Annotated in this window: 17 protein-coding genes and 1 pseudogene; 5 read left to right on the forward strand and 13 right to left on the reverse strand. The window is 41.2% G+C overall.

Features of this window, described 5'->3' with window-relative positions; translation table 11 throughout:
* Positions 1–26: 26 nt before the first annotated feature.
* Entirely contained in the window at positions 27–659 is a 633-nt protein-coding gene (gene lepB, locus AC5590_RS10605) for a signal peptidase I (RefSeq protein ID WP_246163245.1), read from the reverse strand.
* 260 nt (positions 660–919) lie between these two features.
* On the opposite strand from lepB, the gene AC5590_RS10610 reads away from it, so the two are divergent.
* The 3 genes from AC5590_RS10610 (at position 920) to AC5590_RS10620 (ending at position 4,462) form a co-directional block, all read left to right on the forward strand.
* Positions 920–2,242, forward strand: coding sequence for a dihydroorotase (locus AC5590_RS10610; protein ID WP_169263846.1), 1,323 nt, complete (start codon positions 920–922; stop codon positions 2,240–2,242).
* A gap of 472 nt (positions 2,243–2,714) precedes the next feature.
* Entirely contained in the window at positions 2,715–3,095 is a 381-nt protein-coding gene (locus tag AC5590_RS10615) for a hypothetical protein (protein WP_169263847.1), read from the forward strand.
* 254 nt (positions 3,096–3,349) lie between these two features.
* Positions 3,350–4,462, forward strand: a complete 1,113-nt coding sequence (locus tag AC5590_RS10620; protein ID WP_169263848.1) for a phosphatase PAP2 family protein — start codon at positions 3,350–3,352, stop codon at positions 4,460–4,462.
* Here AC5590_RS10620 and tsaE read toward each other — a convergent pair.
* Both tsaE and AC5590_RS10630 read right to left on the reverse strand, forming a co-directional pair.
* A complete protein-coding gene (tsaE, locus tag AC5590_RS10625) occupies positions 4,449–4,910 on the reverse strand; it encodes a tRNA (adenosine(37)-N6)-threonylcarbamoyltransferase complex ATPase subunit type 1 TsaE (RefSeq protein ID WP_169263865.1) in 462 nt (153 codons plus the stop codon). The two genes, AC5590_RS10620 and tsaE, sit on opposite strands and share 14 nt — an antisense overlap.
* Positions 4,911–5,194: 284 nt before the next feature.
* On the reverse strand, positions 5,195–6,589 hold the full coding sequence (locus AC5590_RS10630; RefSeq protein ID WP_169263849.1) for a gluconeogenesis factor YvcK family protein: 1,395 nt from the start codon (positions 6,587–6,589) through the stop codon (positions 5,195–5,197).
* 172 nt (positions 6,590–6,761) lie between these two features.
* Here AC5590_RS10630 and ruvC point away from each other — a divergent pair, with 172 nt between their 5' ends.
* Positions 6,762–7,253 (forward strand): crossover junction endodeoxyribonuclease RuvC, encoded by a 492-nt coding sequence (ruvC, locus tag AC5590_RS10635; RefSeq protein WP_169263850.1) that lies wholly within the window; start codon positions 6,762–6,764, stop codon positions 7,251–7,253.
* 250 nt (positions 7,254–7,503) lie between these two features.
* Here ruvC and AC5590_RS10640 read toward each other — a convergent pair whose 3' ends face one another.
* Together AC5590_RS10640 and AC5590_RS10645 are read right to left on the reverse strand one after the other, a co-directional pair.
* Positions 7,504–8,214, reverse strand: coding sequence for a response regulator transcription factor (locus AC5590_RS10640; RefSeq protein ID WP_169263866.1), 711 nt, complete (start codon positions 8,212–8,214; stop codon positions 7,504–7,506).
* Positions 8,215–8,341: 127 nt separating this feature from the next.
* Positions 8,342–8,482: a hypothetical protein gene (locus tag AC5590_RS10645; protein ID WP_169263851.1), complete on the reverse strand. Its 141-nt coding sequence runs from the start codon at positions 8,480–8,482 to the stop codon at positions 8,342–8,344.
* Positions 8,483–8,892: 410 nt separating this feature from the next.
* Here AC5590_RS10645 and AC5590_RS10650 point away from each other — a divergent pair, with 410 nt between their 5' ends.
* A complete protein-coding gene (locus tag AC5590_RS10650) occupies positions 8,893–9,522 on the forward strand; it encodes a CPP1-like family protein (protein ID WP_169263852.1) in 630 nt (209 codons plus the stop codon).
* Positions 9,523–9,576: 54 nt separating this feature from the next.
* Here AC5590_RS10650 and AC5590_RS10655 read toward each other — a convergent pair whose 3' ends face one another.
* The 8 genes and pseudogenes from AC5590_RS10655 to pstS all read right to left on the reverse strand — a co-directional run bounded on the left by AC5590_RS10655 (position 9,577) and on the right by pstS (position 20,075).
* The gene (locus tag AC5590_RS10655; RefSeq protein ID WP_169263853.1) at positions 9,577–10,275 is read right to left on the reverse strand and encodes an HAD family hydrolase; all 699 of its coding nucleotides are present in this window, start codon (positions 10,273–10,275) and stop codon (positions 9,577–9,579) included.
* A gap of 387 nt (positions 10,276–10,662) precedes the next feature.
* Entirely contained in the window at positions 10,663–11,838 is a 1,176-nt protein-coding gene (gene hppD / locus AC5590_RS10660; protein WP_169263854.1) for a 4-hydroxyphenylpyruvate dioxygenase, read from the reverse strand.
* A gap of 123 nt (positions 11,839–11,961) precedes the next feature.
* Positions 11,962–12,774: a peptidylprolyl isomerase gene (locus AC5590_RS10665; protein WP_169263855.1), complete on the reverse strand. Its 813-nt coding sequence runs from the start codon at positions 12,772–12,774 to the stop codon at positions 11,962–11,964.
* 250 nt (positions 12,775–13,024) lie between these two features.
* A pseudogene (locus AC5590_RS10670) lies at positions 13,025–15,328 on the reverse strand (esterase-like activity of phytase family protein); the annotation flags it as partial.
* A gap of 612 nt (positions 15,329–15,940) precedes the next feature.
* The gene (pstB, locus tag AC5590_RS10675; RefSeq protein WP_169263857.1) at positions 15,941–16,720 is read right to left on the reverse strand and encodes a phosphate ABC transporter ATP-binding protein PstB; all 780 of its coding nucleotides are present in this window, start codon (positions 16,718–16,720) and stop codon (positions 15,941–15,943) included.
* A gap of 49 nt (positions 16,721–16,769) precedes the next feature.
* On the reverse strand, positions 16,770–17,648 hold the full coding sequence (gene pstA, locus AC5590_RS10680; protein WP_169263858.1) for a phosphate ABC transporter permease PstA: 879 nt from the start codon (positions 17,646–17,648) through the stop codon (positions 16,770–16,772).
* Positions 17,649–17,780: 132 nt separating this feature from the next.
* A complete protein-coding gene (pstC, locus tag AC5590_RS10685; RefSeq protein WP_169263859.1) occupies positions 17,781–18,773 on the reverse strand; it encodes a phosphate ABC transporter permease subunit PstC in 993 nt (330 codons plus the stop codon).
* 264 nt (positions 18,774–19,037) lie between these two features.
* Positions 19,038–20,075 carry a phosphate ABC transporter substrate-binding protein PstS gene (pstS, locus tag AC5590_RS10690; protein WP_169263860.1) on the reverse strand — a complete coding sequence of 346 codons (1,038 nt, stop codon included), beginning with the start codon at positions 20,073–20,075 and terminating at the stop codon, positions 19,038–19,040.
* Positions 20,076–20,454 lie beyond the last annotated feature (379 nt).

The raw sequence follows: 20,454 nt of genomic DNA on the forward strand, positions 1-20,454 counted from the left end.
AAGTCTTTTGTCAAAATCTTCTGTAATTATGGATACAGTGGGGTCTTATCTATTCCTCCAACTTGACTGAGAGGCCAAAAGCGAACGATCGCACGTCCAATAATATTCTCACGCGGAACAAGACCCCAGCAACGGCTATCATAGCTACTATTGCGGTTATCGCCTAACACTAAGTATGAGTTCGGGGGTATCGTGACTGGTTGGGATAGGAAAGACGGTTGCGGGCCTGATGTACAAACATCAACGACTGTACGCTGTGTCGGTGATAAATACTTGTCTTCTGAAAGAAGTTTGTTATTTATATAAACTTTACCATTCCTGAGTTCAATCTTTTCTCCCGGTAAGCCAATGACACGCTTAATAAAGGCATCTTGGTACTGTTCTCTTTGTAGTTCTTGCGTAGGAGAAAATACTACAATGTCACCTCGTTTTGGACTAGAGACTTTATAACTTAATTTATCGACAATAATCTTATCTGCCTCCCACTGATTTGGAGATCCATGCAAGGTTGGTTCCATTGAACCAGAAGGAATCCAACGAGCTTCGGCAACAAATGTGCGAATTCCTAAGGCTAGGACTATGCTTAAGATCACTGTCCTACTAAGTTCTGCGAGCCAAGAATTATTGGGTGCTTGGTGACTAGAGTTATTTTTAGACACTTGATATGCTGTGAAATTACAAAAGTAATGGCTTTGGTGCAGGTGATTCACTTGCCTCAGCAGGGATGCTGTATTTGTTTATCTTACACTTTGCAAATTAGGTGTTAGGGTAATGTGGTCATCTTGAGGGAGTTTATTTATTAAAATTTATAAAGTTTTTGTTACGAAAAACACAAAATGCCTGCAAAGAATCCAACTAAGTTTAACCTATATAAATAGTTATCTGTCACGCTCAGTTCTTTTTTTAACGCAGTAGATTCATGTCATCTCCTACCAGTTTGCTGATTCGTCGCGCTCGAATAGTTTTACCCAATGGTGAATCGGTTGTTGGGGATGTGCTGACAAGCCATCGCACAGTAGTCGAAGTTGCACCAGAAATTTCCACCACAACGCCAACTATAGAAATTGACGCACAAGGGTTAACTTTGTTGCCAGGAGTAATTGATCCACAAGTCCATTTTCGCGAACCAGGGCTGGAACATAAGGAAGACTTATTTACCGCGAGTTGTGCTTGTGCCAAAGGGGGAGTCACTTCCTTTTTGGAAATGCCGAATACACGTCCTTTAACAATTACTCAGCAAGCTCTTGATGATAAGCTACAACGAGCCTCACAAAAGTGCTTGGTTAATTATGGCTTTTTTATTGGGGCAACGACAGACAACTTGCCTGATTTGCTTTTGGCAAAGCCAGCTTGTGGAATCAAGATTTTCATGGGTTCAATGCATGGACAATTACTAGTTGATCAAGACGCTGCACTGGAAGCTATATTTTCTAAAGGCGAACGTTTGATTGCTGTTCATGCTGAAGACCAAGCCAGAATTAATGAACGTCGCAAGGAATTCGCTGGAACTCATGATCCAGCCGTTCATTCCCAAATTCAAGATAATCAAGCAGCGCTACTAGCAACTGAGCAAGCATTAAGACTTTCTAAAAAATATCAACGTCGTTTGCATATTCTGCATATGTCAACTGCAGAAGAAGCAAACTTGTTGCGTGAGGATAAACCAAGTTGGGTGACAGCAGAAGTGACACCCCAGCATTTGTTGCTTAATACCACTGCGTATGACAAGATTGGTACCTTGGCGCAGATGAATCCGCCTTTGCGATCGCCCTACGATAATCAAGTCCTTTGGCAAGCTTTGCGTGATGGCGTGATTGATTTTATTGCCACAGATCATGCACCTCATACAATAGATGAGAAAGCTCAAGAGTATCCAAACGCTCCCTCTGGGATGCCTGGTGTAGAAACTTCTCTACCTTTGATGTTAACCGCTGCAATGCAAGGACAGTGTACCGTAGCTCAAGTTGTTCACTGGATGTCACAAGCGGTAGCCAAGGCATATGGTATTCCAAATAAGGGGGCGATCGCTCCTGGTTTTGATGCCGATTTAGTTCTTGTAGACTTGGACACTTATCGTCCTGTGTTACGCGAGGAATTATTGACCAAATGTGGTTGGAGTCCTTTTGAAGGCTGGAATTTAACTGGATGGCCTGTACTAACTATAGTAGGTGGTCAGATTGTATATGAAAAAGGCAAGGTAGATACAAAAGTGCGGGGTCAAGCTTTAACTTTTAATCATTAGTCAAATTATTCTGCTTTGCTCTGTAGAATTAAGAGAAAGACTGTTTGTTTCTGCCTACTACTTGTCGACTTTTAGCACTTTTGATACTTATACTGAAAAGTTTTCAGTTTTTGCAATACAACCGGGATTAGGATTACGAATGTCCGTGTTAACCCCACAGCTGCATCTATAATCGTTAGTTATCAACCAGGTGTGATTTTAGATCAGCACATGCGAACAGCCAGAGGCTTGATGCTGCGCGTACGCATCTGGTCAATCTTAGTGACGTTCTCCCCACCGCGTCGCGGATGGGGCTTCTACAAGTCGCCTTGTAAAAATTTCCTGCTAAGCCCTTCGGGCACGCTGCGCGAACATTGGTGAACCAGCGATAATTAGATTTGCATCCTCTTATCCCCAGGAACGATACCTCCACAGGGAGTTTAGAGACTTCGCTCCTGACATACCACGGAGTCTTGTTATGTAGCGAATCCAAATGAATTCTATGTTTGAGTTACGTTTCCCAACGTTTGCACTGTTCACCTACAAAGTAGTCCGTTTGTGTCAAGTGGTTGGTCGTCACCAATGCTGCCTCACTAGAACTTCTAATTGCTACGGGCATTTATATGCTACCACGCCTGTTCTAACCATTCCGGATACGTTGAAAAATATGAGGTACATCCTCAAAGGACCTACCTCATATTTTTCCCGCTATCCATCCCCACTGCACGGTGGATGGGGAATTCCGCCGAACTGCGTTAAAACTGCGCCAAAGATAGTTTTGCCACCCGAAGTAACAACAAAATCTGTTATGAAAGCTATCTTTAATGCTCTGATTAACCTAATTGACAGTACACAACATCAACCAAGCGCTTAACACTATTATGTATCGGGTACTCTCTAGCGCTAAAACCATGATCCAGAGACTAAAATCTGACCATGTTTGTCTTGCCTAACAAGCGATGACGATTGCGTTCTCCTCATGGAGATGGTACACAAACCGCACTGCCTTATGCTTGAACTTTCTGCGGTCTAAAGACACCCAAAAAGTTTAAGATTGATATCATTTCCGGTTAATGTCCCACCAGTCAAATTTTAATACAATTTGACTAGAATCAGCTAAGTAGAAAAATGGGTACTCATCATAATAACTTCCTCAATCAAAATCCTTTAGTTCGGGCAATACACACTGCTGTAAAAGGAAGAGCTAGATATAAGGTAAATGGGCTTTATCGTTCGGAAGCTCTCAAAAGATATCTTGAATTGCGATTATCGGAAGAGAAAGACGTTAAACAAGTGCGTGCCAATCATGATACAGGAAATGTTCTTGTTCTTTTCCACTCAGATTTAAGTGCAAATGCTATAGCCTGGCTTCTTGAAAAAATTGTCTTGGATTACACAAAACAAGGCAGAAAATTACCTCTAAGGACATCTTACATAAGCATAGCGCCAGAAGAAGCAATAATATTACCTATAAACAAAAGAAAATTAAATAACTTGACAGTTGGTGCTCAGAAACAAGAAAGCACCCAAACGCGTGTCAAAAAACAATTAGAGCAAGCGGGCAGTCAACTTATTTTAACATCAGGAACAACTGTGTGCACTCTTGTTTTATGCACCGGACTGCTACATAGATATGGTCTTGATGAACGCATTTTACTAGCAATTCAGAAGCTGCATACGCCACTTCTTGATCGCATTATGGTTGGTATCACTTTTCTTGGCCAACCAGTCGTTTTGCTGTTAATTTGTTTGGGATTGAGAATAGGACTACAGCGTTATAATCGTCGCACTCAAGCAACTACCTTGAGCATAGCTGCAATTGGTGCTATGGGTTTAACTTTTTTCCTAAAACGGCTGTTTGGTAGAGCACGTCCCGACTTGTGGGACTGGATTATTAATGTAGGTCATCACAGCTTTCCTAGCGGTCATGCAATGGGGTCAATAGTGATTTATGGCTTTGTAGGCTATATTTTGGCAAAGGAATTTCCTCAATGGCGAGAACAAATTTTGGCCTTGACCGTTGTCTTAATTGTTGCAATAGGTTTTAGTCGGCTTTATCTTGGTGTACACTGGCCCAGTGATGTAGTAGCTGGCTATGCGGCAGGTTTAGTGTGGTTGATTGTCTGTATTAAAAGCTTGGAACTATGGCAAAAATTTCAGTCATCAGGTAAAGATGTACACACAATTTTCGGACTGAGAGATTCACACAAAGCTGAAAAGGTACAGATTACATACGCCTAGTAACGATTTCTTCACTAAGAACGCAATTATGGGGTGTAATTTCCATTTGCCGAGTTTTTTCATCTCCATAACTCAAGCGTACACTGAGATAGCTGTCTGGTTTATAGGGCATACGTTCCGCCCACTCAATCGCGACAATTCCTGGTGTAACTTCAATGCCTTCCCAGTAGGTTTCTAAGTTTAATGCGGGGACTTGATTTGATTCCAAACGGTATAAATCCAGATGGTAAAGGGGAAGACGTCCCTGTGTGTACTCGTTAATCAGGGTGAAAGTTGGGCTGACTATTGGATCAGTAATGCCCAAGCCTTCCCCGATCCCTTGTACTAATGTCGTTTTGCCAGCACCTAAATCACCTTCTAGTAAAATCACATTACCAGCATTTAGTGATTGAGCAAGAGTTATTCCAAGCTTTCGCGTCGCGCTTATATCTGCCAGAAAAATTCTCATCATCACTCACCCCCCCCTTGGCTTAATTCAAAATAACGACTATGTCCTACACGCAATTTACAGCTTCTTTGTAGAAGGTGCTAAATTAAAAATTATTTTTGTTGGTGCAGCTTGTTCCTAAGAACTACTCTAAATCAGTGAATTCGTTTCAGATCAGGTTTCTAGCTATAGACTGTTGCTTAGGACAACAATCAATTCACAATGTACGCGCTTTAAAGGCGTGTACCCCTGGCTTGTGCTAACGAGTTTGGCCACTACTATAAATCCCCAACTAAAAATGTCTTTTATTTGGAATTTTGAATTCTGAATTTTGAATTGTTTAGATGCCCTCCACTGTACCACCGCCACAACACTCGTGCTAATTGTTGAGAGTTATGACGCACGCAACCTGTTTCATCTTCATGCATCACGTTAGCTATCACAATTCGGCGTCCCAACTGAGCTATGGCTTCTCGATCTAAGAAAACAGGATGGGAGTTTTGTTGAGCATACCGCGTCAGTGCGAGTTCGCTAGGAGATTTTTTGTGTACCAGTACGGCATTAAATAGTGGTCTACCACAAGCAGCATCAATCGCCCTAATGTGATCAGCAACAGTGTATCCCTGAGTTTCTCCAGGCTGTGTCATTATATTACAGATGTAAATGCGTGGTGCGTCCGAGGCGGCGATCGCATCAGCAATTTCTGGTACTAACAAATTGGGAATGACGCTGGTGTAAAGACTACCAGGACCCATAATAATGTAATTAGCTTCTTTGATTGCCTTGATAGCTGCTGGCAAAGCTGGCGGATTTGCGGGGATGCAGCCAATTTTGACAATACTACCACCCGCTTCGGTAATTTTAGATTCCCCTTCTATATGGCGACCATCGGCTAACTCAGCCCAGAGGCGCACATCGCTGAGGGTTGCTGGCAAAACTTGTCCTCGAATTGCTAGGACTTTAGAACTGGCGGCGACACCTCTTTCTAAATCGCCAGTAATGTCACTCATCGCCGTCAAGAACAAATTGCCAAAACTGTGACCAGTCAAACCATCCCCAGCTTTAAAGCGGTACTGAAATAGTTCTGTCAGTAACTTTTCTTCGTCAGCTAATGCTGCTAAACAATTACGAATATCTCCTGGTGGTAGCACGCCAAATTCCTGACGTAATCGCCCTGAAGAACCCCCGTCATCAGCCACAGTGACAATCGCGGTAATTTTGGCGCTGTAAACTTTGAGACCTCTAAGCAATGTGGAAAGTCCCGTACCACCACCAATGACTACAATTTTTGGTCCCCGGTACAATCGGCGATGTGCCAGCAACACATCAATGAGATCCTCATCACCTTCTGATCTGAGTACCTGAGTAATTGAACTTACTGTCCGAGTTTGTCCCCACAGAAGCAACAACAAGCCGCCTACTATCACCAAAGGACCGCTGATGTAATACGGTACAATATCGGTGATCACTCCCAGAATGCGCCTCAAAAACTTAATTGCCCAAAAAATTGGCGTTAGCCTAATCCAGATAGCTAATCCCAGACTTGCTAATATCATGCCTCCAAGACTGATGAGCAACCATCGTTTTACTGATAGTCCAGGGGACAACCACTTGAACCACTGGTTTACTCGATAGGAAGTGCGACTGCGTGACTGCTTTTGCAGCGCTTTAAGGGCAAGTCTTAGAAAACCAATTGACATACCTGATTTATAGCAGTATTACTAACAATGATTAACAGAAAATGTATACCACCTGGTTGAAATTCGGATGTGGAATTGTTACAGTTTTCAATCCTATTGGACTAAAGGTACATAGTCTAAATTGCCAGTATACCGATTCAATAGGCTTTCTGGTCAAAAAAATAACAAGTCAATGGAACAGCGAATTTTAGGAATAGATCCGGGACTAGCAAGTTTAGGATTTGGGGCGATTATATGCCAAAAAAATCAAGACAGGGTGCAAGAAGATTCAGTCAACCTACTCGACTTTGGTGTTATCAATACGCCAGCCAATACAGAAATTGGACAGCGGCTATGTACGTTATACGACGATTTACACACCCTGATCAAAGAATTTCAACCTGAACTGGTAGCAATAGAGAAATTCTTCTTCTATCGTATGGCAAATACCATCTCCATTGCTCAAGCGCGGGGAGTGATCATGTTAGTTTTAGGGCAACATGAATTACCAACAGTAGAGTTCACTCCTGGCCAAATTAAGCAAGCGTTAACCGGATATGGTAACGCTGAGAAACAGGAAGTTCAGCAAGCTGTGGCGCGGGAATTGAATTTAGAATATATTCCTCATCCAGATGATGCAGCTGATGCATTGGCTGTCGCGCTGACAGCATGGTTTCAGATTTAGTTGTCTTTTGCGAAAAATCAGGCAAGTCTAATGTAGAACTGAAAACTCAAGGATAGAGTGTTTCATCTTTAATTCGTTTTTTCTTTCGCCCCAGATCTTGAAGTTAAGAGACTGAGGCCTTAAAACAATGCCTGATTTGTGCTTGTGCACTAGATCTGATAAAGGAGTTGTATGAAGGTTACTTTTTAACCAGATTCGCCAGTCAAATATCTGTGAACCACAGTTTTGGCAATCTTTTAGGTTATAAAGATTATTCAAATTGTTGAGCTTGAGAAGAAGATTCAAACTTATATCCGACGCCTCGTACAGTTTGAATTAATGCTGGTTGGCTGGCATCAATCTCAATCTTCTTACGAATTTGACCGATATGGACGTCTACAACTCTTTGATCGCCGACGTACTCATAGTCCCAAACCTCCTGAATCAGTTCAGAACGCCGCCAAACTCGACCAGGATGGCTAGCTAAAAAATGCAACAGGTCAAATTCCAAAGCAGTTAAAGGCACTGGTTGAGTGTTAAGCGTAACTTCCCGCCGTACGGGGTCAATCATTAGTTTTTCAAATACTAACCTCTTCTGTTCTGCTGTAGTAACAACACGCTGACGCCTTAAAATGGCTGCTACTCTTACTTCCAATTCCCCTAGACCAAAGGGTTTGGTCAGATAATCATCAGCACCTTTAGAAAAGCCGCGAATCTTGTCGGCTTCGTCTGCACGACTTGTTAACATCAGTACAAAAACTCCATTACGGCTTTGCATCTCTTGGCAGAGGTTAAATCCAATCACGTCCGGTAAATTTACATCTAAAATTACCAAGTCTGGGTTAAATTGCTCAAACAGCGCTAGAGCTGTTTTACCATCTTCGGCAGATTCTACCTGATAGTTTTGCCTAATTAAGAAGCGTTGGATTAAGTTCCGAACCGCAGGGTCGTCATCAACTACAAGAATCTTGGCAGGAGCCATGACCATCACTTTGCACAAAAATTTATAGGATAAAGCGCGAATTCCATCAATAAAATGGTTTTCGCATTGGAGACAATATGTATCTACAAGGCCAAGGTATGATTTCCCTGATTATTTAAATACTAGTTTAATCAGGATTATCCACAATTAGGGCGTAAATATTTTGGTAATGCTGCCCATTGCTCCAGTATTTGACTTTTTTGTCAATTTTGTGTCCACAAAGCAAATCCTCTAACCTTAGCCACAACACCTGGTTCAACTCGGACACAAGCTTATCCCAGATGTGCGATCTTAAAACCCTTTAATTTTAAATCGAGATGTGACTTCATGGCACGAGAAAGCAAAAGACTCTTATTTACAACTCACGTTTAAGTGCTGTAAATTGTTGAACCTGAAATACAAGAGATTTTTTCATCGTAAAATTGGCTTTTAGGTATTTTTTGCTTAAATTCTAGAGTAAAGCCCTACTTAATCAACGACATGAGGGGATACACGGAGCTATGCCTATATGTTAAAGTGGCTATAGTTAAAATTAGCAAACTAGTGTGGCTTGCCTGTGTTAATATCCGGGTAAACTATACGAATTGACCTAAACATTGGTTTAGGTCAAGATAAAAATATAGTATTTTTTGTTTAGCAAAACATTGCCGCTGACTTAGGCTAAAGTAATAAACTCCCATGAGTGACGATCACAATCCATACGAAAAACTTGGGCTATCAGAAGATGCGAGCTTTGATGAAATTCAAGACGTTCGCAATCATCTATTGGAGCAACACAGTGGCGATGCTAAACGTCTGGAAGCCATAGAAGCTGCCTACGACGCAATTTTAATGGAGCGCTTAAAGATGCGCCAGGAAGGCAAAATAAAAGTGCCTGAACGCATCCGATTTCCAGAGCGTCTAGTGCCATTGCTTCCAAAAGAAAGTCAAACTCCTCGCCAACAGTCACCAGCGTGGTTGCAACGCATTCTAGATAAGCCAACATTAACAGATACTTTGTTGCCTGGAGCTTGGTATGTTGGATTAAGTGCAATTAGCGTTTTTTACCCAGCTGGTAGCGACCAAGTATTGCAATTAACATTAGTCCTAGGGGTGTGTATCAGTATTTACTTTCTTAATCGTAAGGAAAAAAAGTTTGCTAGAGCGGTTTTGTTAACGCTAGTTGGTCTGACTACAGGCTTACTTGCAGGAGGGTTGGTCGCCACATGGCTTATTCCTCAAGTACAGATTATGAATGTGACAGCAAATCAGTTTTCTACTATAGTCACATTCGTCCTATTATGGTTAATCAGTAGCTTTTTAAGGTAAATTGGTTTTTGAATAATAGGTCGTAAAGAACACATTTCTTAATCCAACTCCAGTTCAGCTTGTTTGTTGTCGGGTTGTTTCTAGAGCTAGATTTACAGCAGAACTAAGATCCTGGACAATAAAATTTGGCTTGTAAAGTTGTAGTTGAGAGCGATCGCGAATGCCACACTCCACAGCTATCATCTTAATGTTGTGTTTTGTGGCAGAAATGATATCAGCTTCTGTATCCCCCACCATCCAGATATCCGTGGCAGGGGGGAGTTCTTGTATTGCCCGTTCCATCAACAAAGGTTTATCATCAATGTCACGGGTTTTGACATAATCGTTAGTTAGGCAGTAACAACGATTTTCTGGGAAAAATCTCCTTAAATCGTGTTGGTTAAAGGCATAATCTAATTCCCGAAATCGACGCATTGTCATAACTGCTAAATCAATTCCTGCCTGTTCTATTTTTAATAAAGCTTCTACAGCGCCAGGAGCTAAGCTGTCATAATGAAAGTAAGGTTCTGTGTGCACAGTTTTTCGCCGCAACTGAGAAAATTCTTCTGCCTGCGCTTCATCTAAACCAGAAATCATACCAATTTTTGTTTCAGAAACGCGCGATCGCTTCAACTGCCAGAATTCTGCTTTTCCTAATTGTTGTACCTGTTGGTTTGGACGTTGGATTTCCTCCAAGCAAAATTGGTAAACACGGTAGTAGCGCTCAGAAACGTCAATAATAGGACCATCAAAATCTGTAATTAGTCTTAACATTTTTAATTAAAATGTAATGTTTACTTACAGAATATCCCAAATCATGGTGTTTTATGCGCTTGAAAAATTGATCAGTCAATTTTAGATTTCTAATATGTCATATCAAATCCGCTTGTATCGGAATTACTTCTCCTTCCTCTCCACGCCAGTCACCTCTGTCGGGAAACCCGTCATTCGCGCTGGATCCTCAGCGTCCTCTGCGTCTGGAGCGGTTTTTTAATCATTCAAATGCTACCGGATTTTATATCCTACTAAATTTTAAGACCAGTCATGAAATTGAGAAAAATGAGCCTGCCAAACTACTTAAGCCCCAGAGGCGCATCCTAAGCTTAGCCTACCGGATCACTAAGGGTCTTGTGTGAACAGCCGACTCATTTTTTGAACATTTCATCCCAGACTACCGCGTTTGATTTGTTCATTTTCAATTGCTGCAAATAAAGTCCGAAAGTTACCTTCACCAAAACCTTGAGCTTGGTACCGACGCTCAATAAACTCAAAGAAAAAAGTCGGCTGTCCAAAGATAGGCTGGGTAAAAATTTGCAATAGTACAGGAGTTATATTCTTGTTCGAGTTAAAACAAATTTCTTCTTTCCAATCTACCAAAATTTCCTGTCCAGCAATAGTATCCAGTTCGTCGCTCGTAATGGGAAGTCCTTTTCGCTGTCGAATTTGTGAGTAGTAGTCTTTAGGAACTGGGAGTAACGATAAACCAGTAGCACGGAATTCGGCTATTGCATGAACTATATTGCGTGTTCGTAAAGCGATATGTTGAATTCCTGATCCTCGGTTTAGGTTCAAAAATTCTTGAATTTGAGAATTGGCTGAACCTGGCTGATTTATTGGCAATTGTACATCACCGTTACCCGAAACCATGACCTGGCTATGCAAGCCAGAGCGAGATGTTTGAATATTAAACCTCTGCTGTCCCTGAAAATTAAGGATATTTTCGTACCAAGCCACTGCATGCTCTAAATCACCTGCGTTTACATTTAGCACGATATGGTCAATGCCGGTAAACCAAGAAGATGAGGAGGAAAACAGGGAAGGATGTTTTTCTACACTGCCACACCCTTTGATTATCTCACTCTGTGTTTCTCGCTGTTCTGTCCCCCTTTTGGTTTCTATCAACGTATGTGTAAGGGAACCCCAAGCAGCTATTTTGCTGCACTTAATATATTCCTGACCATATTCGTATTGCTGGATGGGTTGCAGGATTTTCGCCCCGTGGACCCTGGCAAGGGAAATAATTTCTTCTAAATTTTCAACACAAAAAGCAACATCTGCCACACCAGCCGGGTGGTGGCGCAAAAACTCAGCCACTGGACTGGTGGGTAATAAAGGGGAAGACAGTAAAAAGTAGATTGCACCACTTTTGAGCACTTGCGTGCAGGTGTCAAAGGTATTATTCTCCCTAGCTTTCCAACGAATGTTGTCTACCTTTTCGAGAAAAGTTGGAAATACGGCAGAACTTTTCTCGACTACTTGAAAACCCAAATGGCGTACAAACCAATCGCGCCACACTTTGGCATCTTCGACATAAAAGTGAACGTGATCAATTTTCATGCTCTTTGAAAATCCAGCACAATTGTTTATCTGTTTGTAAATTTTGCCTCTTTTAGTGGATTTTCAAGTCATTCCTAAGCAAGAATCTGGCTGGTTTCTTTAACACAAGTGAGGAATGAAGACTCATTGAGCTTTGTCTGGTTTAAATACTTGTCGAGGTACATCAGAACTGCCAACACCATCTTGTTCAGTTTGAAGTTTTGGAGAATTCGCCTGTATATTTTGTAAATTTTCTTTTAGCTGAGTTTGTAGCCAGTGTTCAAATAGTTCGTTGAGCAGTCGCTGTCGCATTTCTTCATCTAACTGAGATGGCAAAAGCTTTTCTAGACGTACAACCACAATCCAATCCCCCAAAGGTGTTGGTGGTAAAAGTTGACCAGGCTGAACTGATGCCAGCATATTTGCCAACACTGGATGGGGAACTCCCAATTCCACTGGACCGATTAAGCCACCTGTTTGAGCCTCAGGACCTTGAGAATACTCGCGAGCGAGTTCGCTAAAAGACTGTTCTCCTTCCTGAATTCGGAAGTAAAGCTCTTGAGCGATACAAATATCTTTCACCCGAATCAGAGAATAAACAACCCGATCTAACTTTGCTTTACGCTGAAGAAAGTAGGACTGTGACTTATCTGCCCAAGTGCTTCGCTTGAAGTTTTCTAGTTTGATATTACGTGTGGCTAGATAGTCCACTTGTTCACGGTTTAGACCACGAATTTGTAACCATGCTTGCAGGTCATCTTCAGAATTCAACTGATGCTGTTGGTAGAATTGCTTATATGCCTGAGTATTTTCTTCTGCTGTCAGAGTATGGTTAGCGATCGCATTATCGACAATAATCTCTCGCATCAATTGCGGCAGTATTCCGTACTGCTTCAGTAGGGGAATGAGTTCGTTGTTGTTAATGGCGCGATCGCCTACTTGTAGAACTGGAATCATAACCTCCTAACTGTTATTACTACTTTAGGCTAAATAGAGTCAATAAACTCTTCAGGTTTTTTCAACATATCTTAATAATAGTATTTCTAGTTTAACTATACTGACTATTGACAAGTAACTTTATATCTGCTTCGGTTTCCCATCTATCATGAGAGTGATCGAAACAGAGGTTATAGAAAAATCGCCCCCAGATTCGGTGTGAGGGCGAATGAAAGTGGAAGAAAAATAAAAGCCTCAGTTATGATTTTGACTAGATACTCAGATTTGGCTGTGACCAATTCTGAGTTCCTAGCAAGTCATGACCTTCGCTAAGTAACGTGTTGTTGTTAAGTCCAGCAAGACCTACACGCGGATCAAGGCTAAGAGGTTTTCCTAACCCTAGGAGGATAATTTCATCATTGTCGATCGCAGGTGGTCGTCCCACAGAGAAAGGATAGTTGTTGTCATTGGCAACTAAGATAGTATTTTGATCAATCACCAGCACATTTTCGATGGTTTGGAATGGGAAGGTGAACTTTGTGCTGCCATCTTGATTTAAGTCATTTGGATCTTGAATGTTGAGTAGATCTGCTACTTCTTCTTTTGCCACATATCCATTGACATCTTTTTGGGAGAAATCAACCTTATATATTTTCTTGAATTGGGCGGTATCTGCTTGTCCGTTATCACGCTCAATCACTAGGTATTCGTTATCGTTGACAACAGTCAAGTCACCAATTGCATTAGTGGGATTTTCCAGATGGTAATAACCAACTAAACCCTCATACTGTTTACTGGCAACATCAAACTTATGAATTCGTAAGGCATCGTTGGGATCACCAAGAACCGATCCCTCTAATAGGGGATACAGTTTGGTTTTGTCAGGACTAATTGCTAAGCCTTCAAATCCCTTGGAACTGGCAAGGTTGGATGGGGCAAGATTTGCGAGAACATCAGGGTTGTCAGGCGATCGCACAAACTCACCAGTAATTTGGTCACGGACTTTGTCTCCGGTACCAGGGAAATCAGTGAAGTAGCCATCCACCCCTAACTTAATAAACTGCTGGAACTCCAGTTCTGGGTTTTTGTTATAATCTGCCGCGAGGTACTGACTTTCATTACGGAAGGTGTAGGGATGTACCAGCAAACCAGCAGCATGGGCATCTTGTATCAGCGTTGTTGGGGGTAAAGTGTTTTTATCTGCGTCGTTGAGGAGTCCATCTCGATTAACATCATCTGCTTTGCCATCACCATCAGCATCAACACCTTTAACCGAGACAATCATTCGCTTCCAGGGACCAATCCCATCCGCGTATGTGGCAACTTCTTTCAAACCCTCAGCAGTGCGTAGATCACCATAAGTTCGAGGATCGCCACTCACCAGAAAATCGTAAGGCTGCTTCTCTATGAGTGTACCGTCGAGCTTAATATCTTCTGCATCCAATAATTGGACCAGCGGTACATCTATTTTCTGGTTGAGTTCTTTTAGATTCCCAACTTCAAACGACTGGATAAAAACCCGACTTGGATCAGTGAAATCATTTTTCTTCAGAGTCTCAACCAATGGTTCTTCCAAGGACAACCCGACAGAATCGTGGTAAGTAGGGTGCTTGGTTTCTGGGTAGATGCCAATTTTGCGACCTGTTTGGGTTTCTACCTGCTTAACCAGATTGATAACTTCCTCAAGGGTGGGAACTTCAAATAAACCATTATAGGATTGATCCCGGAAGGAAAGACGTTCTTTTGCCCGCAGGGTCTTAATTTCTTCCAAGGTGAAGTCGTCAGCAAACCAGCCTCTTTCGGTCACACCGTCAATAACTTTAGTCGTATAACGATTAGTAAACTCTGGTCGGCTTGCTACATCAGTGGTATCCGTTATATTGACTTCATGGCGAGCAATCAGTACTCCGTCCTTAGTTGATACCAAGTCTGGTTCAACAAAGTCAGCCCCTCGTTCAATCGCTAATTTGTATGATTCTAGGGTATGCTCTGGACGTTCACCACTAGCACCTCGGTGACCAATCACAATCGGAGGTTGACCATTTAAGGTATTGAGTTTATAAAAGTTTGGCGTGGAAATCGGAGCTTCTAATAATTTACCTGTCTGATCAACGTGCAATAGGTAAGGTCCAAATTCATCCCCAATCCAGATACTTCCATCAGAACTTAAGACAAAAGATTCTACATCAAAATCTGCACCTGTTAGCAAACGATCTGTAGTACCTTCGTTAACGATTTTGAATGGAACTTGTTTATTTGGGTCAGATAGCTGAATAAAATTTAGAACCTCAACACGACCGTCACCCCCTTCTGTACCTCGAAAACTGGGGTTAAGCTGATAGATTCGTAACAAAAAATCAGCGCTGTTGCTCTTTGCCCCAAAACCATTGTCAGGGAGGAACCAATAATTGTTTTTGTCGGCAAACTGTACAGCACTGAAGCCTTGGACAGGTTGTCCTTGAAAAGGTACTGTTCTGCCATTAGTATTGCCTGTAATAAACTTTCCAGAAGATGAACCTTCAGCAAATGTATCTGCTGGTAGTGAAGCAAATCCTTTGAGTGTTACGTTTGCCATAGTTTTTCCCTAGTTTGTCGCAACTTATATTTTTTAGCGGTAGATATACTATGTGTTTGGAATTAGGTTTTGATTGACAGCACAAAAACCAGATTTCCTTTCTTGTTTCCCATAGATGCTTATAGGAAATACCTGACAAAAATCTGTAAAGAGAAAAATGTACACAAAGCAAAAATTTACATTGTGTACATCTCTATCGAAGTTCTCACATATAGGTTAAGAAGAAGAAATGCTTTGATTAAAAGTATTATTTTTATCTACATATGGCAGTTATACTCATCCCTCTGAATGAGTGAGAAGTTTATATCAAGTTTGGTTCAACACCTATAATGTAGGTAGATTAAGCTATTAGAACTAAACTCAACACTTGAGTCTAGTTTCTAAAAATAGCAATATTTTCACGATTTTACGTTGAAACGCGACTTAAAGTTGTGGATATCTTAATATCAAATGTCTTTGAGAGTGAGGAGCTAGCTTATTATCCAACAAAGAAAATTATATTCAAGTCATAAGCTTGTGAAATTCCTTGGAGATATAACTAGATGAGGGTAACAAAATACTTTCAAGTTGTTTGACACAAACTAATCAATTTTTTGAATTTGCTTAAACTCCTTATCCAAAACGTCCAGAAGTGTAGTCGCGGGTGCGAGAATCAAGAGCATTGCCGAAGATTTGATTTGTTGATCCAAATTCAACCATTTGACCAATTCGACTTTCATCAGTGCTAAAGAAAGCGGTGAAATCAGAAACGCGAGCGGCTTGCTGCATATTATGAGTAACAATTGCAATTGTTAGTTCATTGCGTAAACTATGGATGAGCTCCTCAATTTTCATTGTTGCTATTGGATCAAGAGCCGAACAAGGCTCATCCATTAAGAGAATTTTTGGTTTAACTGCTAAAGCACGAGCAATACATAGACGCTGTTGTTGACCACCAGAAAGCCCTAAAGCTGATTTCTGTAGTTTATCTTTTACTTCATTCCAAATAGCAGCACCTCGCAGAGCATATTCAACTATTTCATCTTGTTCTGCTCTCGGACGCCATCCAGCAATTTTTATACCGTAAACGATATTATCGTAAATGCTCATCGGAAAAAGGTTTGGCTTTTGAAAGACCATACCTATTTGGCGGCGTAGCCGATTTAGGTTAACACGAGAACTGTAGATATTTTGACCATAAAATTCTACGCTGCCATCTACTTTTACTGCTCCTTCTAATTCACTAATGCGATTAAGGCATTTAATGAATGTAGATTTACCACAACCGCTAGGACCAATAATTGCGGTGACTTGGTTTTCGTAGACATCCATTGTTACGCCTTCTAGTGCTTTGGAAGTTCCATAGTAGAAGCTAAGGTTCTTGACTTTGATTGCTGGGTTTAATTTACTCATACCATGTTAAATATTACAAAAATAGTTGACAAAATTACTTCAGTTGTGATTATACATTTCTCTTTCTTATGAAAATACGAGAGAGAATACTGATTGACATAATTATCCCAACTAAGACAACAGAAGCAGTCCAAACCAATGCTGTTTTTTCTGGCGAGGGATCGTTGTATAAGTTAAAAATTAACACCGATAGGGAAGCTGTTGGACCCAATAAGTCGCTTGACCAATCTAAACTGAACAAAGCAGTAAAAATTAAGGGTGCTGTTTCACCTGCCGCACGAGCTACGGCTAACAAAACCCCTGTGGTAATTGTGGGAATTGCTGCTGTGAGAACAACGCGCCAAGTCGTCTGAAAACGAGTTCCTCCCAAGGCAGCTGAACCGAGACGTACAGAAGTGGGAATAAGTTTTAGGGCTTCTTCTGTTGTTAATACAATCACGGGGAGCATGAGAACTGATAATGCAAAACCACCGGCGATCGCACTAAATTTCTTAGTTATTAATACAATAACAGCGTAAGCAAAAACACCGACAACAATCGAAGGAACTCCAGTCAGAATAGAGGCGACAAAGCGAACAGTACGACCAATGCGACTTCCTTTACCAATTTCTGACAAAAATATGCCTGTCATGACTCCAGTCGGAATACTGAACAGCGCCGCAATGGCTACCATTTCTAAGGTACCAACAATCGCATTTCCAAATCCATCGTTTATGACTGATGTTACAAACATAGATGGTTTAATGCTTGTTATACCCCTTCCGATAATTTCCCACAGCAATGACAGCAAAGGAATCAGGGCTATAGCTGAAAGCAAGAATGCTATCACAGTCATGCCATTGTTAAATATCTGCCTTATGGGTGGTAGAGGACTACATATCTCTGCTGCCACTGATTTATCTATCTCAGACTCTTGATGACTGGTCATATTCCTTACGCTTTTAGAGGTTCATAATGATTTGCAACTTCCGCATCTTGCTTTAGAAAGAGAATACGTAGGACATTCTACCAGGATTTGACACTTGTTATTTGTGTTCCCAGTATCTTGAAAATAAGCTTTCTATTTGGTCTTACCCCCTACAAACTGCACAACCACTAAAGCACAAATATTGACAACTAAAGTCACAACAAATAGGATCAAGCCCAAATATGTTAAAGCACCAACGTGCAATGGATCTTGAGCTTCAGCAAATTCATTGGCTAGTACAGAGGGAATTGAGTAAGCTGGATCAAGTAGTGAAAGACTCACCTGAGCCGAGTTACCAATCACCATAGTCACGGCCATTGTTTCTCCTAAAGCTCTTCCTAGGGCGAGCATTGCTGCACCCACAATTCCAGAAAATCCAGCAGGTAATATTACCCTAAAAATAGTTTCCCAACGAGTAGAACCCAGAGCCATTGAGCCACTGCGTAACTCTTTAGGAACAACTAATAAGACTTCACGACTAATTGCTGCCATCGTCGGCAAAATCATAATCGCAAGAATTATGCCAGCAGTCAACATATTGAACCCAGCAGGACTTGGTGTATTAAATAGTGGTATCCACCCGAAGATGTTGGATAGCCATGTTTGTAGAGGTACAAAACTTGGAATAAAAACGTAAACGCCCCACAAACCAATAATGACGCTGGGAACAGCAGCTATGAGTTCTACGATAAAAGCTATGGTTGTGCGTGCTGAAGCAGGGATAAAATTTTCACTCGTGACTAGGGCTACTGCTATCCCTACGGGTACGGCAAATAACATGGCGATCGCGCTGCTAACCAAAGTGCCATAAATATATGGCAAGGCACCAAAAACGAAATTACCTGTATCCCATTGTTGATTCCACAAGAACCCTAGTCCAAACTTATTAATAGCTGGAAGAGCTTTTTCAAAGATGATCCAACTCATCCAAAACAGGACAGTAACCGTTAGGGCAGCAAACGCATAAACTAGCCACGTAAATCCTTTATCTATCCAGAAATTTTTACCACTGCTAGCTGTTATGTCTATACTTTCATCAATCAAACTAGGTTGATTGTTATTAGCAGGTTCAGATGAATTTGCCATTACGAATCAGAAAATTGAAGAAGAACTCAGTTGTAAGAACGCAGAACTCAGAAATCTTGAGTATGTGGATACCGAACCCCAACGAAAGTGAACACTTCCGTAGACGGTGGGGATTTAAACTCTTACTCATCAGCCCAGTCGTACAGAAGTTTATTCTGACTTCTGACTCAGGAGTTGCTGAGTTCTTTTTTGTTAAATTATGTTCATGATTTTGGAGTGGGCAAATAGCCCACCCTGATAGAGGAAAAAGTGTCAGATGACACATTATTTGATCGCGCTGTTCACTGTCTGTATGACTTTTTGAGCCACAGGATCTGGAATACGAGTGTAGTTTAGGTCATCATTAATTTGTTGACCATCTGTTAGTACCCAATTCACAAAGTTCTTGACAGCTGTTCCTTGGGCTGCATTGGGATAACTTTTATATATCAACAACCAGGTTAGACCAACGATAGGATAACCCTGTGTTGGATCGTCAACAAAAACGCGGAAGTTGGCTGGAAAACTTACAGTTGATAAAGCTTGGTTGGCAGTTTGTAAAGAAGGAGCCACAAATTGTCCTTGTTTGTTCCGAATTTGTGCTACTTTGAGCTTATTTTTCAGAGCAAATTCATACTCAACATAACCGATAGCACCTGGAGTGCGAGTGACTGAACTTGCTACACCTGGATTACCTTTTGCTTTTATAACATTTGGGATAGTCCAACTTGGAGATTTACTGGTGCCAACTCGTCCCTTAAAATAGGGACTTATAGAAGTCAAATGGTTGGTAAAAATGAAAGATGTACCACTACTATCAGCGCGAACAACAGCTTTAATCGGCTGACTTGGTAGATTCACACCAGGGTTATCAGCTTTGATTTGAGGATCATCCCACTTGGTAATTTGACCAGAAAAAATAGCTGGTAGTGTCTTGCGGGACAATTTGAGATTATCTATTGGAAGATTGTGAACAACTGCAACAGCACCACCTGCGGTAGGTACTAGGATAACACCATTTTTTACTTTACCCATCTCCGCATCAGTCATCGCAGAATCACTAGCACCAAATTGAACAGTGCCAGCAATCACTTGGTTAACACCAGCACCGCTACCAACGGCTTGATAGTTAACTGTTAGGTCTGGATATTTCTTTTTGACTTCACGAGCATAACGTTCGTAGAGTGGAGCGGGAAAAGTTGCTCCTGCACCATTAAGGGTTTCTGCTTGGGCGAACGCCCCAAAAATCGCTCCAAAACTAATAGCACCCGTAACAACTGAAACACTAACTACACGACTCAAAACATTAGTTGAAAATGTCATATTACCCCGTTATTAATAAGTAATTTTGTGTTGATTAACAATGACGCAAATAACCTACTATACCAATGGTTAACAAAAGGTTAAATAAACAGAAAAATAAATTTAAATATTCCTCAACATCTGTTTAAGACGTTTTAAAATTTTATTCAATCAAGACTGACTCTGATCCGTGAAGTCAAAGTCTCAGAGTTCAAAAGCAATATCAAACTGGCTGGTGTTCCCACCCCAGATTTATCGTTAACTCTTGATTTTTGTTGATGTTACTTTCATCAAGCTTAAAGGACTAATAACATGCACAGTCCATTTAAATTTTCCTGCGCCAGATTACAGCAATTTTCAGGTAATTGAACCACAAACTACGGTAAGCTGGTAGTAAAGT

The sequence above is a fragment of the Brasilonema octagenarum UFV-OR1 genome (assembly GCF_963888615.1).
In the GTDB taxonomy this organism is placed as follows: Bacteria; Cyanobacteriota; Cyanobacteriia; order Cyanobacteriales; family Nostocaceae; genus Brasilonema; species Brasilonema sennae.

Bases quoted from the DNA above. Each gene is read 5' to 3' on its own strand.
- AC5590_RS10610 (WP_169263846.1), top strand. From the start codon at position 920: ATGTCATCTCCTACCAGTTTGCTGATTCGTCGCGCTCGAATAGTTTTA.
- AC5590_RS10615 (WP_169263847.1), top strand. From the start codon at position 2,715: ATGAATTCTATGTTTGAGTTACGTTTCCCAACGTTTGCACTGTTCACC.
- AC5590_RS10620 (WP_169263848.1), top strand. From the start codon at position 3,350: ATGGGTACTCATCATAATAACTTCCTCAATCAAAATCCTTTAGTTCGG.
- tsaE (WP_169263865.1), bottom strand. From the start codon at position 4,910: ATGAGAATTTTTCTGGCAGATATAAGCGCGACGCGAAAGCTTGGAATA.
- AC5590_RS10630 (WP_169263849.1), bottom strand. From the start codon at position 6,589: ATGTCAATTGGTTTTCTAAGACTTGCCCTTAAAGCGCTGCAAAAGCAG.
- ruvC (WP_169263850.1), top strand. From the start codon at position 6,762: ATGGAACAGCGAATTTTAGGAATAGATCCGGGACTAGCAAGTTTAGGA.
- AC5590_RS10640 (WP_169263866.1), bottom strand. From the start codon at position 8,214: ATGGCTCCTGCCAAGATTCTTGTAGTTGATGACGACCCTGCGGTTCGG.
- AC5590_RS10650 (WP_169263852.1), top strand. From the start codon at position 8,893: ATGAGTGACGATCACAATCCATACGAAAAACTTGGGCTATCAGAAGAT.
- AC5590_RS10655 (WP_169263853.1), bottom strand. From the start codon at position 10,275: ATGTTAAGACTAATTACAGATTTTGATGGTCCTATTATTGACGTTTCT.
- hppD (WP_169263854.1), bottom strand. From the start codon at position 11,838: ATGAAAATTGATCACGTTCACTTTTATGTCGAAGATGCCAAAGTGTGG.
- AC5590_RS10665 (WP_169263855.1), bottom strand. From the start codon at position 12,774: ATGATTCCAGTTCTACAAGTAGGCGATCGCGCCATTAACAACAACGAA.
- pstB (WP_169263857.1), bottom strand. From the start codon at position 16,720: ATGAGTAAATTAAACCCAGCAATCAAAGTCAAGAACCTTAGCTTCTAC.
- pstA (WP_169263858.1), bottom strand. From the start codon at position 17,648: ATGACCAGTCATCAAGAGTCTGAGATAGATAAATCAGTGGCAGCAGAG.
- pstC (WP_169263859.1), bottom strand. From the start codon at position 18,773: ATGGCAAATTCATCTGAACCTGCTAATAACAATCAACCTAGTTTGATT.
- pstS (WP_169263860.1), bottom strand. From the start codon at position 20,075: ATGACATTTTCAACTAATGTTTTGAGTCGTGTAGTTAGTGTTTCAGTT.